This window comes from Zoogloea sp. LCSB751 (genome assembly GCF_002028455.1).
Classification (GTDB): Bacteria; Pseudomonadota; Gammaproteobacteria; order Burkholderiales; family Rhodocyclaceae; genus Zoogloea.
Map to the genome: position 1 here is coordinate 17,382 of NZ_MWUM01000013.1, position 14,550 is coordinate 31,931.

The window sequence follows — 14,550 nt, forward strand, 5'->3', positions numbered from 1 at the left end:
CCGCTGGCCCGCTGCTCACATGCCGAACATATCAGCGAGCCCCGCTTCGAGCCCGACCTGCGCCCGCCAGCCCAGCTCATGCTCGATACGTCGCGGCGAATAGCAGGCGGAGCCCAGGAGACGGTCGACGATTTCGCTGTCGAGGGGCATGCGCCGACCGACGAGCGCACCCGCCCTGTCGCCCAGCCAGGCGGCCAGTTCCAGCATCGAGCGGGGCACCGCCCAGCCGCGCGGCGGGTAGCCCAGCGCAGCGCGCATCGCGTCGTAAAGTTGGCGCCCCGACGGCGCCTGGGCGTGGGCGACGATGTAGGTTCGGCCCCCCGCCCGCGCATCTTCCGTCACCCGACGCATGGCGTCGACCAGGTCGCTTACATGCACCAGGGAACGCCGGTTGCCAGTCTCCGGCAGGGGCGGAAACAGACCCCGCCGCACCAGCGCCCCCATCCGCTCCATGTTGCCGCGCCCACCGGCGCCATAGACCAGCGCCGGACGCAGGACGGTGACGTGCATGCTGGCCGCACCGCCGATGTCGAGCAGAGCCTCTTCGGCGGCCCGCTTGGCCTGCCCGTAGGGCGTGGTCGGCGGCAGCGGACAATCCTCATCGATGCAGGCCTCCCCGCCGTCTCCGCTGGCCTTCACGCTGGACAGGAAAACCAGCCGGCGGACGCCAGCCGCTGCGGCCACCTCGGCCAGACGCCGGCTGCCCTCGTAATTGACCTCCCGGTGCAACCGGGATTCGTCGGCGCCGCTCGCCGAAAATGCATGGGCATGGCCGGCGCAGTGGAAGACCGTGTCCACGCCCTCGCAGGCCCGCGCCAGCGCCAGCGGATCGGCCAGCGTTCCCGCCACCTCGCCAACGTCCGGGCGCGGCGTTGCACGGGTGAGCACCCGCACGGATGCGCCGTCACGCCGGAGCGCGTCGACCAGATGGCGACCGATGAAACCCCGGCCACCGGTCACCAGCACGGACGCCGGCGTCAAAACGTCTCCCGCCGCCGCAGATACGTGGCGAAACGCGGCACGCCGGCCGCCGTCAGATCCCGGTAACGATAAGTGATGACGCTGCCAACCGGTGGCGGATTGCGGCGCTCCTCGTCGGTGAAACCGCTACCGACACGGAAGCGCACACCGGTCGGCGTTTCAAGCTCCAGCGCACCCAGCAGTCCGGTCAGGCGGCCGCGTCCGGGCAGATGGGCGATGACCCGCGCCTCGGCGTCGAGCTGCGGCTTGAGCTTGAGGAGCACGTCGCTGCGCCCGGTCAGGTAGGGCGCATCGGCCCGGTGCAGCATCAGGCCCTCGCCGCCTTCCCGGACGACTGCGGCAAGCCGGGCGTCCAGTTCGGCCCGGTCGGCCACCCGGAACTGTTCCACCGCCGCCAGCCACGGGACCGCCGCACGGGCCACGATGCCGCGCAGACGCTCCAGGCGCTGCGTGAAGTCGCCGTCGCCGCCCGGCAGTTCGAAGACCATGTAGCGCACCCGTCGCCATTCCTCATCCACCGGCTGCAGGCGGCGCACGGTACCCGACAGTTGCTCGAAGCGGCCGCGGGCGATCCACAGCTCGCCGTCGAGCGGTTCGGGCGGCAGGCCGGCCAGGAACCAGGCCGGTGCGGCCACCTCCCGCCCGCTGCGGAAACGGAGCTGCCGGCCGTCCCACAGGGCGCGTGCGCCATCCAGTTTCTCGCTGACCCAGTAGCGCTCGAGGGGCACCTCGCCGCGCAGGACTTCGGCCAGCAACAGGGGCGGTGCGGGCGGCCCGTCGGCCGAGACGAGGGAATGGGCCAGCAGCGCTGCCGTGCCCACCAGGAAATTGCGGCGCGGCCGCGAAACCGCGGTCAAATCCAGCGCCAGCCGTGAAGTTGGAAGAATCGCCATGCCGAACGTACGAAGAGTTGGATGTGATGCCTCCCTTTGCGGGCGGCATGGCCACCATGATGCACGATCCGCACCGCCGGCACATATGCAATTTTCATCAACCGGGCCAGCCGCAGGCTCAGGTCGAAATCTTCGAAGTACAGGAAGTAGCGCGGGTCGAAGCCACCGATCCGGCGCAGCGCCTCGCCGCGCACGAACATGCAGCAGCCGCTGGCGATCGGCGGGTCCCACACCACCCGTTCGCCGATCACGTCGCGCATCTCGTAGCGCGCCAGGCGGCTGTCGCAGGCGCGCTTCAGCCAGCCCGGCGCAAAACCGCGCAGGAAAAGGTCCCACACTGCCGGCGGCCGTTTGCACAGATACTGGACACGGCCATCGTCCCAGCGCGCCGCTGGCGCCAGCAGGCCACACTCGGGATGGGCGTCGAGGAAGGCCAGCGCTTCGGCCAGGGCGTCCGCCGCCAGTTCCACATCCGGGTTGAGGATCAGGTGGACGTCGCCGGCCTCGTCCAGGCACAGGTTGTGGCCGGCCCCGAAGCCGGGGTTGCCATGGCCGCGATAGACCCGGCACGGCCATTCCGGCGGGATGTCCAGCGCCGCCAGCGCGGCTTCGCTGCCGCCGTTGTCGATGAGGAACAGGCTCGGCACCACCACCGCCCGGCGGGCGGCCTCAGCCAGGGAATCGACTGTCGACCGCAGCAGCTCGGCTTGCGGGTGATACAGCACGATGGCGACCGACAGGCGCCCGCCCGCGGCGCCATCGACCGGCGCCGTTGCGCCGCAGCTCAAATCAGACCTTGTAATAGGAGCGATACCACTCGATGAAGCGACCGACACCCACCGGCACCGGCGTGGCCGGAACGAAACCGGTCCAGGCGTTGAGTTCGTCGGTGTTGGCGTAGGTCGCCGGCACGTCGCCGTCCTGCAGCGGCAGGAAGTTCTTCTCGGCCTTCTTGCCCAGGGCGTCCTCGATGGCCTCGACGAAGGCCATCAGCTCTACCGGGTTGTTGTTGCCGATGTTGAAGACCCGGTAGGGCACGTTGCTGCGGCCCGGGTTCGGCTGATCGGCGTTGTAGGCCGGGTCGGCCTCGGCGGTGTGGTCAAGGGTCTTGATCACGCCCTGCACGATGTCGTCGATATAGGTGAAGTCGCGCTTCATCTTGCCGTGGTTGAACACGTCGATCGAACGCCCTTCGAGGATCGCTTTGGTGAACAGGAACAGGGCCATGTCGGGCCGGCCCCACGGGCCATACACCGTGAAGAAGCGCAGCCCGGTGGTGGGCAGGCCGTAGAGGTGGCTGTAGGTGTGGGCCATCAGCTCGTTGGCCTTCTTGGTGGCGGCGTAGATGCTGACCGGGTGATCGACGCTGTCGTGCTCGGAGAACGGCATCTTGGTGTTGCCACCGTACACGCTGGAGCTGCTGGCATACACCAGGTGCTGCACCTTGTTGTGGCGACAGCCTTCCAGAATGTTCATGAAGCCGACCAGGTTGCTCTCCACGTAGGCGTGGGGATTGACCAGCGAGTAGCGCACGCCGGCCTGGGCCGCCAGATGGATGACGCGGTCGAACTTCTCTTCGGCGAACAGCTTTGCCATGCCTTCCCGGTCGGCCACATCCAGCTTCACGAAGCGGAAGTTCTCGTGGGACGTGAGGCGGGCCAGGCGGTCGTGCTTGAGCTGGACGTCGTAGTAGTCGTTGAGGTTGTCGATGCCGACGACCTGATCGCCGCGGCCCAGCAGGACCTGGCTGGTGTGCATGCCGATGAAACCTGCGGCACCGGTGAGGAGGATTTTCATGGTTGCGGGAACGCCTGGGTAGTTGAAAGCGGGGCCGGCCTGCGCCGCCGGAAAAAGGACGCACGAATAAATCAGCCAATAGTCCGGCATTTTCGCACGCCCACATGGCAGGGTAAATCGGCGCTCTGCCCTATCCGTGCGTTCTGCTACGACTTTATACTGCCGCCTCTGCCCGACCCTTGCGTCCCTTGATTCCTCGCCTCCTCTACACCGCCGTCTGGTACCTGGCCGCACCATTGATCGTGCTGCGCCTTGCCTGGCGCGCGCGCCGCCAGCCCGAATACCTGCGTCACCTGGGCGAACGCATCGGCCGCTACCGCACGCGCACCGCCGGACCGCTGATCTGGCTGCACGCGGTATCGGTCGGCGAAACCCGCGCCTGCGCACCGCTGCTGCGCGCGCTGCTCGAGGCCTACCCAGAACACGGCGTGCTGCTGACCCACATGACGCCCACCGGCCGCGCCACCGCCGCCGAACTGTTCGGCGAACTGGCGCCGCGGGTGCAGAGCGTCTATCTGCCCTACGACTTCCCGTGGGCGGTGCGGCGCTTCCTGCGCCGCTACCACCCGGACATCGGCATCCTGATGGAAACCGAACTGTGGCCTAACCTGGTGGAAGCCTGCCGGCGCAGCGGCACGCCGCTGGCGATGGTCAATGCTCGCCTGTCGGAGCGCTCGGCCCGTGGCTACCGGCGCATCGGCCGGCTGGCCCGCGACGCCTTCGCCCACCTCACCAGGGTGGGCGCCCAGAGCGAGGGCGACCGCCATCGGCTGGCCGAACTGGGCGCCGCCAGCGCGACGGTCACCGGCAGCATCAAGTTCGACATCGAGGCTCCGGCGGCCATGCTGGAACTGGGCGCCCGCTTCCGCGCCTGCTTCGGCCAACGCCGCGTGCTGCTGGCCGCCAGCACCCGCGAGGGCGAGGAAGGGCTGCAACTCGAGGCCTTCGCCCGCCTGGCGCCGCCGGATGTGCTGCTGGTGATCGTGCCGCGCCATCCGCAACGCTTCGACGACGTCGCCCGCCTGGTCAAACGCAGCGGCCTCGCCATGCAGCGCCGCTCGGACGAAACGCCGCTGGCCACCGACACCCGCGTATGGCTCGGCGATTCGATGGGCGAGATGTATGCGTACTACGCTGCCGCCGACGTGGCGCTGATCGGCGGCTCGTGGGAAAAGCTCGGCGGGCAGAACCCCATCGAGGCCAGCGCGGTCGGCTGCCCGGTGATCGTCGGCCCGCACACCTTCAACTTCACGGCGGTCTGCGAGCAGGCCATCGAGGCAGGTGCCGCGCTGCGCGCCAGCGACATCGAAGCCGGCCTGCACAGCGCACTTGCACTGCTCGATGACCCGGTTCGCCGCCAGGCCATCGGCGAAGCCGGGCACCGCTTTGCCCGCGCTCACCGGGGCGCCACCGCACGCACCGTGGAACTGCTGGCGCCCCTCATCGCGGCACGCCAGCGCCGCTGAGTTTTACTGAACGGACGCCAACAGGTAGTCCAGCACCCAACCGGCGAAAATCGCCCCACCGACCCAGTTGTTGTGCAGGAAGGCCTTGAAGCACTTGGGCCGGTCGCGCTCGCGGATCAGCGTGTAGTGATAGACCATGATGCCCGCGGCCACCGCCAGCCCGGCCAGGAACAGCGCACCGCGGCCGGTGTGCAGGCCGGACCAGCCGATCAGCGCCAGCGTCACCGCGTAGCAGGTCATCACGGCAGCCACATCGTAGCGACCGAAAGTAATCGCCGAGGTCTTGATGCCGATCTTGAGGTCGTCCGGACGATCGACCATCGCATACTCGGTGTCGTAGGCCACCGCCCAGAACACGTTGGCGACCAGCATCACCCACGCCACCGCCGGCACCTCGCCCTGCAACGCGGCAAAGCTCATCGGAATGCCGAAGCCGAAGGCGATGCCCAGGTAGGCCTGAGGGATCGCCAGGAAACGCTTGGTGTAGGGATAGCTGCCGGCCAGGAACACCGCCGGCACGCTGAGGGCGATGGTCAGCCCATTGAGCGGCAGGATCAGCAGAAGAGACACCAGCGACAGGCCAGCAGCCAGCAACAGCGCCTCTTTGGGGGCGACCCGCCGGGCAGCCAATGGCCGGTTGCGGGTGCGCTCCACGTGGCCATCGAAGTCCTTGTCGGCGTAGTCGTTGATCACGCAGCCCGCCGAGCGCATCAGCAAGGTTCCAATTGCAAAGATCGCCACCACCAGCGGCGACGGCCGCCCTTCTCCAGCCACCCACAGTGCCCACAACGTTGGCCACAGCAGCAGCAAAGTGCCAATGGGCTTGTCGAGCCGCATCAGCTTGCCGTATTCGGAGACTCGTTCGGAAAAGGTCAGACTCATCATGGCGCCAGGTTCCCGATTGCGGGTAGAAAGACTTCCGTGATCAACAGCGGCGAGCCGCTACGGTGAAAGACCGAACGGCGCGCCCACAGCGGCGGCAATGCCGGCCGGCCAGTGGCATGCCGCGCGTCGTGCCAGCGCGGATCGCGGGCATCCAGGCGGGCCGCCTCCAGCGGCGAACGGCGCACCCGAGGGTCGTCGAACAACACCGCCGCCAGCGGCCGCCCGCCCAGCTGGCGCAGCAGATGCCAGGCGGCGGGGATCGCCGTACCGGCCACCAGCGAACGGGCGAACACCACCGGTTCACCGTCGGCCAGCAACAAGACCTCCCGCTGCCACAGGTTGCCGTGGCGATGCACGCCCAGCGCCGCCATCTCGTCGGGCAGCACGACGCCCTTGCCCTGGCTCACCACCTTGAGGGAAAACCGCCCGCAGCGGGCACGGATGCGGGCCGTCAGCGAACTGTCGTCGGTCAGCCAGCCGCGCATGCCGCGCGGTGCGCGCCAGGCAGCCATACGAAAGGGGTCACGGCCCGGGAAATGGGCGAGGGTCATCGGAAAGCAGCAATACGATTGAAAGCGGGCCGTATTGTAGTGGGCGAGCCGCGCGGGGGCTATTGCCATTCACCCCAACGGCCTGGCGCTGGGGCAACCTGTGGGGGCGAATTCATTCGCCCGCGGTGGTCAATCCACCAGCAGAGGGCGAATGAATTCGCCCCCACAAAGATCCCACAAAGATCCCACAAAGATCCCACAAAGATCCCTTAGAGGCATCCCACAGAGGCCCCAACGGATCGGGCCTGGATTGGGACTCACGCCTTCAACAGCGCCGCCCGGCCGCCGAACCAGCGGGCGGTGACGGCATCGGCGACGCGCGGGGCGTCGCGCAGGATCTCCTCGGCCAGCTCACGGGCGATGTCCACCAGCACCGCGTCCTCTTCCAGGTCGGCATAGCGCAGCAGCGGCACGCCGCTCTGGCGGGCGCCGATGAACTCGCCGGGGCCGCGGATGCGCAGATCCTCGCGGGCGATCACGAAGCCGTCGGTGTTCTCGTAGATCGCCTTCAGGCGCTCGCGGCCGGTCTGCGACAGGGGCTGGGCGAACAGCAGGATGCACACCGACTCATGCACGCCGCGGCCGACCCGCCCGCGCAGCTGGTGCAGCTGGGCGAGGCCGAAGCGCTCGGCATGCTCGATGACCATCAAACTGGCGTTGGGCACATCGACGCCGACCTCGATGACCGTCGTCGCCACCAGCACCTTGATGTCGCCGGCCACGAAGGCGGCCATCGTCGCCGACTTCTCGTCGTTCTTCAGGCGTCCATGGACCAGGCCCACCGGCAGATCGGGCAAAGCTTCCGACAGCATCTCGTAGGTTTCCTGGGCGGTCTTCAGCTGCAGCGCCTCGGACTCCTCGATCAGCGGGCACACCCAGTAGGCCTGGCGCCCGGCCACACAGGCGTGGCGGACCCGCGCGATCACCTCGTCGCGGCGCTCGTCCTTGATCAGCTTGGTGATGATCGGCGTACGGCCGGGCGGCAATTCGTCCAGCACCGAAACGTCGAGGTCGGCGTAGTAGCTCATCGCCAGCGTGCGCGGGATCGGCGTGGCCGACATCATCAGCATGTGCGGCGATTCGCCGGCCTGCCCCTTCTCACGCAGGGCCAGACGCTGGCGCACGCCGAAGCGGTGCTGCTCGTCCACCACCGCCAGCGCGAGCAGCGGCAGCGCCACCGGGTCTTCGATCAGCGCATGGGTGCCGACGGCGAGCAGGATCTCGCCGCTGGCGAGGCGGGCCATCGTCGCCTCGCGCTCTTTTTTCTTGCGGCTGCCGGACAGCCACGCCACCTCGATGCCCAGCGGCGCCAACCAGGCGGCGAGCTTGCGGAAATGCTGCTCGGCGAGAATCTCGGTCGGCGCCATCAGCACCGCCTGCCGGCCGCTCTCGGCGGCCTGCAGCATGGCCAGCGCAGCCACGCAGGTCTTGCCGGAGCCCACGTCGCCCTGCAACAGGCGCTGCATCGGATGGTCGGAAGCCAGGTCACGGGCGATCTCGGCAAAGGCACGGGCCTGGGCGCCGGTCAGCGCGAAGGGCAGCTGCCCCAGCAGATCGCGGGTCAGGGTGTCGAGCAGCGGCAGGCTGGGCGCGTTCTTGGCGCGCCGGGCGGCATAGGCGCGGCGCAGGGAGATCTGCTGGGCCAGCAGCTCGTCCAGCTTGACCCGTTGCCAGGCCGGGTGGCCGCGGTCCTCGATGTCGAGGATCGACACCGACGGCGGCGGCGCGTGCAGCAGGCTCAGCGCGTCGGGCAGGGACGGCAGATTGAGGCGGCGACGCAGTTCGTCCGGCAGCTCGTCGCGGATCCCGTTGTGGCGCAGCGCCCCGGCCACCAGCTTGCGCAGCGCCGACTGGGCCAGCCCGGCGGTGGTCGGGTAGACCGGCGTCAGGCTTTCCGGCAGCGGCTCGCCGGCGGCCACCGGCTTGATGCGCGGGTGAATCATCTCGGCGCCGAAGAAGCCGTCGCGCAGTTCGCCGAAGACGCGCAGGCGGGCGCCGACCGCCAGCTGCTTCTGCTGGCTCGGATAGAAATGCACGAAGCGCAGCATCACCTCGCCGCTGGCGTCGGTCGCGTGCGCCACCAACTGGCGGCGCGGCGGCGGCGTGACCTCGCAGGAGCGCACCTCCACCTCGCACTGCACCGGCACGCCGGGGCGCGCATCGGCCAGCAGGGTCAGGCGGGTTTCGTCCTCGTAGCGCAGCGGCAGGTGGAAGATCAGGTCGGCCGGCGAAAAGATGTCGATCTTCGCCAGCCTTTCGGCCAGTTGCGGGCCAACGCCCGGCCAGCCGCGCACCGCCGGCTTCTTCGCCGGAGCGGCAGAAGATGGTGGCGTGGCGGCGGCGGACTCCACGGGCAAGCTCGAACTCAGCCGAGCACCAGCACCGCATCGGCCTCGACGACCGCGCCGCGGGGCAGTTCCTTCACGCCGACGGCTGCGCGAGCCGGGTAGGGCTCGGCAAAGTAACGGGACATGACTTCGTTCACTTTGGCGAAATTGGCCAGGTCGGTCAGGTAGATGTTCAGCTTGACCGCGTCGGCCAGGGAACCGCCGGCCGCCTCGGCCACCGCCTTGAGGTTCTCGAAGACGCGTACGGTCTGGGCTTCGAAGCCGTCCACCAGTTGCATGGAAACCGGGTCGAGGCCGATCTGGCCGGACAGGTAAACCGTGTTGCCGGCCTTCACGGCCTGGGAATACGTGCCGATGGCGGCGGGGGCGTTGGAGGTGGCGATGATCTGCTTGGACATGGGCGTGCTCCGAAAAAGTGCCGGCAAGCCGGCGAAAAGTCGCGTGGCGCAGAGTTTACCCTGCCGCGGCGCCGCACATGCCTCCACGCGATGCGGAACACCAGGCCCCCACGACACGAGCTATAACAAATCAAGATTCGCCAAAAGGTAAAAATTTGAGCCAGGTCTATAACTTTTGTCATAGCCAGCCGTAAAGTCGGCCTCCCACTGCACATCGCCGGCACTCCACGCCGGCCTACTTCATGCACGCTTCGTCCCTCCGCGCCGACGACATCGCCACTCTCTCGGGCATCGCCCTGTCCGTCGCCAGCATGGTTTCCGTCGCCCTCGGCGGCCCGTCGGAGCTCAACTACGCGCTGGGTTGCGGCACCGTGGCCGTGCTGGTGGTCGCCATCGCGATCAGCCATCGGGCGAGAGGCCACGCCCGCGCCAACAAACTGGCCCAGACCCGGCGCATCGACGACAGCGTGCGTGAATACGACGCCCTCTGCGCCAACATCGCCGGCAGCAGCGAAGCCCAGTACCAGCGCCTGCGGGAATCCCTGGCGCAGATGCAGGACGTTTTCAGCAGCGCGGTCGGCGACCTCCATCGCAGCCTGACCGGCGACGGCGGCAAACACCAGGACTCCCTGCGCAACCTGGCCGATGAACTGGTGGCCCTCGCCGCCACCCAGGATGAAGCCACCCACAACGGCGGCATCGAACGCTTCACCGCCGAAACCCACACCGCGATCAGCGACTTCGTCGCCACCGTCCAGCAGCTCCAGGCCAGCGGCACCGACATCGCCCGCCGCTTTACCGACATGCGCGCCAAGGTGGATGCGGTGACCCGCCTGATGACCGAAGTGAACCAGATCAACAGCCAGACCGAGCTGCTGGCCCTCAACGCCGCCATCGAGGCGGCCCGCGCCGGCGAGGCCGGGCGCGGCTTCGCGGTGGTCGCCGACGAAGTGCGCAAGCTGGCCCAACGTACCGAGAACTTCAGCGACCAGATCGACGGCTTGCTGCGGGAGATCCACGCCGCCATCGACGACGTGGGCGCTGCGGTGGACGTCACCACATCCACCGACATCAGCCAGGCGGAATCGTCCCAGGCCAACGTGGAAGCACTGGGCCAGGAGATGCGCGAACTCACCGCCCGCGCCGCCGAACAGTCACGCCGCATCAACGAGGTGTCCGAGGCAATCCACCGGCTGGTCATGCAGGGCGTGCTGTCGATGCAGTTCGAGGACATCGTCAGCCAGGTGCTCGACAAGCTGCGCCAACACACCGACTTCATGAGCCGCTACGCCCATGGCTTCTTCGACGCCCACCGGGACGTGGAGGAGCGGGACGGCGTGGCGCGCATCCAGCGCCGCAACGCGACCCTCAACCTGCTGCTGGAGGACTCGACCCGCTCCGCCCAGGAGATCCGCTTCGAGGCGGTGAGCCAGACCGCCGTCAGCGCCGGCGCAGTGGATCTGTTCTGAGCTTGCGCCGGATGTCACGCCGGAACCCCTCGCCGCGCGGATAATCCAACCGTCAAGTCGCGCCCATCAGCGCGCCCCGACTTGCCTGCAGCACCTCGGCGGCACGGCCCACAAGGCCCGCGCCGCGAGCGGATCAAGAACACGATTTTTGCGAGGAAACCACCATGGCCGAGCAAGATCCCGTCCGCGTGCTATCCACCTCCGGCGCCTCCGCGGCGCAGCTGGACGACAAATACACCGCCACCTCCGGGCGGGTCTATCTCAGCGGCTACCAGGCGCTGGTGCGCCTGCTGCTGATCCAGCGTGACCGCGACCGGGCGGCCGGGCTCAAGACCGCCGGCTTCGTATCCGGCTACCGGGGCTCGCCGCTGGGCGGCCTCGACCTGACCCTGTGGAAGGCCAAGGACCACCTGGCCAGCCACGACATCGTCTTCCAGCCCGGCGTCAATGAAGACCTGGCCGCCACCGCACTGTGGGGCACCCAGCAGGTAGCCCTGTCGCCGAAGGCCCGCGTGCAGGGCGTGTTCGGCATGTGGTACGGCAAGGGACCGGGGGTGGACCGCTGCGGCGACGTGTTCCGCCACGCCAACGCAGCCGGCAGCTCGAAGTACGGCGGCGTGCTGGTGATCGCCGGCGACGACCACGCCGCCAAGTCGTCCACGCTACCGCACCAGACCGACCACTTCTTCAAGTCGATGATGATGCCGGTGCTGGCCCCGGCCGGCGTGCAGGAATATCTCGACTTCGGCGTGCACGGCTGGGCCATGTCGCGCTACTCGGGCTGCTGGGTGGCCTTCAAGGCGCTGGCCGACACGGTGGAGACCTCCGCCTCGGTGGACGTGGATCCGCTACGCGTCGTCACGCGGGAGCCGTCCGACTTCGCGCTGCCACCGGACGGCCTCAACATCCGCTGGCCGGACCCGCCGCTGGTGCAGGAGAAGCGCCTGCTCCACGCCAAGCTGTACGCCGCGCTGGCCTATTGCCGCGCCAACGGACTCAACCGGGTGGTCATCGACTCGCCGCAGCCGCGGCTCGGCATCATCACCGCCGGCAAGAGCTACCTCGACGTGCGCCAGGCCTTCGACGACCTGGGCATCGACGAGGCCCTCGCCGCCCAGATCGGCATCCGCCTCTACAAGGTCGGCATGGTGTGGCCGCTGGAAGCCGAGGGCGTGCGCCACTTCGCCGAGGGACTGGAAGAGATCCTGGTCGTCGAGGAGAAGCGCCAGCTGATCGAATACCAGCTCAAGGAAGAGCTCTACAACTGGCGCGAGGACGTGCGCCCGCGGGTCATCGGCAAGTTCGACGAGAAGGGCGAATGGGCGATCCTCACCACCCTCGGCGCGGACGGCCGGGCCACCGTGGACCACGGCGAATGGCTGCTGCCGGCAGCCGGCGAACTGACGCCGGCGATGATCGCCCAAGTGATCGCCAGCCGTATCGAACGCTTCTTCACGTCCGAACGCATCCGCGCCCGCCTGGCCTTCCTGCACGCCAAGGAGGCGACGCTGTCCCAGCGGGTCTTCGCCATCGACCGGGTACCGACCTTCTGCCCCGGCTGTCCGCACAATACCTCCACCGTGCTGCCCGAAGGCAGCCGCGCGCTGGCCGGCATCGGCTGCCACTACATGGCCACCTTCATGCCGGACCGCAAGACCGGAGCCTTCACCCACATGGGCGGCGAAGGCGTGCCGTGGGTCGGCCAGGCGCCCTTCACCGACGAGCCGCACATCTTCGCCAACCTCGGTGACGGCACCTACTTCCACTCCGGCCTGCTGGCGATCCGCCAGGCGGTGGCGGCCTTCAACAAGCCTGGAGTGACCAGCGGCATCACCTACAAGATCCTTTATAACGACGCGGTGGCGATGACCGGCGGCCAACCCGTGGACGGCGAACTCACCGTACCCAAGCTGATCCGCCAGCTGCAGGCCGAAGGGGTGAGCACCATCGTCCTCGTCACCGACGGCACCGACCGGCCCTGGCACGTGGCCGACATCCCCCACGGCGTGCCGATCCGCCACCGGGACGAACTGGACGTGATTCAGCGCGAGCTGCGCACGCTGGCCGGCGTGTCGGCCCTGGTCTTCGACCAGACCTGTGCCGCCGAGAAGCGCCGGCGCAGGAAGCGCGGCCGCTACCCCGACCCGCAGACCCGCGTGTTCATCAACGAAGCGGTGTGCGAAGGTTGCGGCGACTGCGGGCGCGAATCCAACTGCATGGCCATCCTGCCGGTGGAGACCGACTTCGGCCGCAAGCGCCAGATCGACCAGTCGGCCTGCAACAAGGACTACTCGTGCATGAACGGCTTCTGCCCGAGCTTCGTCACCATCGAGGGCGGGCAGCTGCGCAAGGGCAAGGCCATGCAGACCGACGACAGCCGCTTCGGCCCGCTGCCGGCCCCGACGCTGCCGGCCCCGACGCTGCCGGCCACCCGCGAGCCGTGGGGCATCCTGGTCACCGGCGTCGGCGGCACCGGCGTCATCACCATCGGCGCCCTGATCGGCATGGCCGCCCACCTGGACGGCAAAGGCGTCACCGTGCTCGACATGACCGGCCTGGCCCAGAAGGGCGGCTCGGTGTTCAGCCACGTACGCATCGCCGACCGGCCGGACGACCTGCACGCGGTGCGCATCGCCGCCGGCGAGGCCAACGCGGTGATCGGCGGCGACCTGGTAGTCACCGCCAGCGTGGATGCGCTGTCCAAGATGGCGGTCGGGCGCACCCGCGGCGTGGTGAACTGCACCGAGACGCCGACTTCCGAATTCACCCGCAACCCCAACTGGCAATTCCCCCTCGACAAGATGGAAGCCGCCATCGCCGAGGCCGTCGGGCGCGACGGCTGCGACTTCCTCGACGCCCAGCAACTGGCCATCCGCCTGCTCGGCGACGCCATCGCCACCAACCTGTTCCTGCTCGGTTACGCCTGGCAGAAGGGCTGGGTGCCGGTCAGCGAGGCCAGCCTCGACAAGGCCATCGAACTCAACGGCGCCGCGGTGGCGATGAACCGCCGGGCCTTGCTGTGGGGTCGCCGCGCCGCGGTGGACCTGGCTGCCGTGCAGCGCGAGGTGATCCCGGCGCCGGTCATCCCGATCCGCCCGGAAACCCTCGACGAACGCATCGCCCGCCGGGCGGCGATCCTCACCGACTACCAGGACGCCGCCTACGCGCGCCGCTACACCGAGCTGCTGGCCCGCGTACGCGCCGCCGAAGGTCTGCTGGGTGGCGAACGGCTCGCCCGCGCCGTGACCGACAACTACTTCAAGCTGCTGGCCTACAAGGACGAGTACGAAGTGGCCCGCCTGTATGGCGATCCGGCCTTCTGGGATGCCATCGGCGCCGCCTTCGACGGCGACTTCGCGGTGCGCTTCCACCTCGCCCCGACCTTCCTGGCCCACCCCGACCCGGCTTCCGGGCGCATCGCCAAGCGGGTCTTCGGGCCGTGGATGCGCAGCGGCTTCAAGTGGCTGGCCAAGCTGCGCCGCCTGCGCGGCACGCCCTTCGACGTCTTCGGCTACCACCCGGACCGCAAGGCCGAGCGGGCGCTGATCGTGGAGTACGAACAGGACGTGGCGCGCCTGCTGGGCGGCCTGTCCACCGACAGGCTGACGCTGGCCGCGCAGATCGCCGCATGGCCCGACCACGTGCGCGGCTATGGCCACATCAAGGCGGCCTCGCTGGGCTGGGCGGAGAAGCAGCGCAGCAGTCTGTGGGCTCAGTGGGAGGGCAAGGCCGGCAGCGGGTCGCGGGCAGCCTGAGCGGCAA

11 protein-coding genes are annotated in these 14,550 nt (G+C 68.8%); 3 read left to right on the top strand and 8 right to left on the bottom strand.

The genetic code is table 11. From position 1 onward, the window contains the following. Positions 1–15: 15 nt before the first annotated feature. The 4 genes from B4920_RS15105 to B4920_RS15120 are packed head-to-tail and all read right to left on the bottom strand — an operon-like array spanning position 16 to position 3,671. Complete coding sequence (locus B4920_RS15105; RefSeq protein WP_079435536.1) at positions 16–981, bottom strand: NAD-dependent epimerase/dehydratase family protein; 966 nt, start codon at positions 979–981, stop codon at positions 16–18. After that, positions 978–1,838 carry a DNA ligase gene (locus B4920_RS15110; protein WP_254050954.1) on the bottom strand — a complete coding sequence of 287 codons (861 nt, stop codon included), beginning with the start codon at positions 1,836–1,838 and terminating at the stop codon, positions 978–980. The genes B4920_RS15105 and B4920_RS15110 overlap by 4 nt, the downstream gene beginning before the upstream one ends. Continuing rightward, complete coding sequence (locus B4920_RS15115; protein ID WP_079435538.1) at positions 1,835–2,662, bottom strand: glycosyltransferase; 828 nt, start codon at positions 2,660–2,662, stop codon at positions 1,835–1,837. Before B4920_RS15115 ends, B4920_RS15110 begins: the two co-directional genes overlap by 4 nt. A 1-nt stretch (position 2,663) precedes the next feature. Beyond that, entirely contained in the window at positions 2,664–3,671 is a 1,008-nt protein-coding gene (locus tag B4920_RS15120) for an NAD-dependent epimerase (protein WP_079435579.1), read from the bottom strand. Between the two features lie 188 nt (positions 3,672–3,859). On the opposite strand from B4920_RS15120, the gene waaA reads away from it, so the two are divergent. Further along, positions 3,860–5,137, top strand: coding sequence for a lipid IV(A) 3-deoxy-D-manno-octulosonic acid transferase (gene waaA / locus B4920_RS15125; RefSeq protein ID WP_079435539.1), 1,278 nt, complete (start codon positions 3,860–3,862; stop codon positions 5,135–5,137). A gap of 3 nt (positions 5,138–5,140) precedes the next feature. Here the strand turns inward: waaA and ubiA are convergent, their stop codons facing one another. The 4 genes from ubiA to B4920_RS15145 form a co-directional block, all read right to left on the bottom strand. Further along, entirely contained in the window at positions 5,141–6,022 is an 882-nt protein-coding gene (gene ubiA / locus B4920_RS15130) for a 4-hydroxybenzoate octaprenyltransferase (RefSeq protein WP_079435540.1), read from the bottom strand. Beyond that, the gene (locus tag B4920_RS15135; RefSeq protein ID WP_088179479.1) at positions 6,019–6,534 is read right to left on the bottom strand and encodes a chorismate lyase; all 516 of its coding nucleotides are present in this window, start codon (positions 6,532–6,534) and stop codon (positions 6,019–6,021) included. Before B4920_RS15135 ends, ubiA begins: the two co-directional genes overlap by 4 nt. Positions 6,535–6,830: 296 nt before the next feature. Continuing rightward, a complete protein-coding gene (gene recG, locus B4920_RS15140) occupies positions 6,831–8,924 on the bottom strand; it encodes an ATP-dependent DNA helicase RecG (protein ID WP_088179482.1) in 2,094 nt (697 codons plus the stop codon). Positions 8,925–8,938: 14 nt separating this feature from the next. Continuing rightward, on the bottom strand, positions 8,939–9,319 hold the full coding sequence (locus B4920_RS15145) for a RidA family protein (RefSeq protein ID WP_079435543.1): 381 nt from the start codon (positions 9,317–9,319) through the stop codon (positions 8,939–8,941). Positions 9,320–9,561: 242 nt separating this feature from the next. Here B4920_RS15145 and B4920_RS15150 point away from each other — a divergent pair, with 242 nt between their 5' ends. Together B4920_RS15150 and B4920_RS15155 are read left to right on the top strand one after the other, a co-directional pair. Then, positions 9,562–10,788, top strand: coding sequence for a methyl-accepting chemotaxis protein (locus tag B4920_RS15150; protein WP_079435544.1), 1,227 nt, complete (start codon positions 9,562–9,564; stop codon positions 10,786–10,788). Positions 10,789–10,952: 164 nt separating this feature from the next. Continuing rightward, positions 10,953–14,543: an indolepyruvate ferredoxin oxidoreductase family protein gene (locus tag B4920_RS15155; RefSeq protein ID WP_079435545.1), complete on the top strand. Its 3,591-nt coding sequence runs from the start codon at positions 10,953–10,955 to the stop codon at positions 14,541–14,543. Positions 14,544–14,550: the final 7 nt, after the last annotated feature.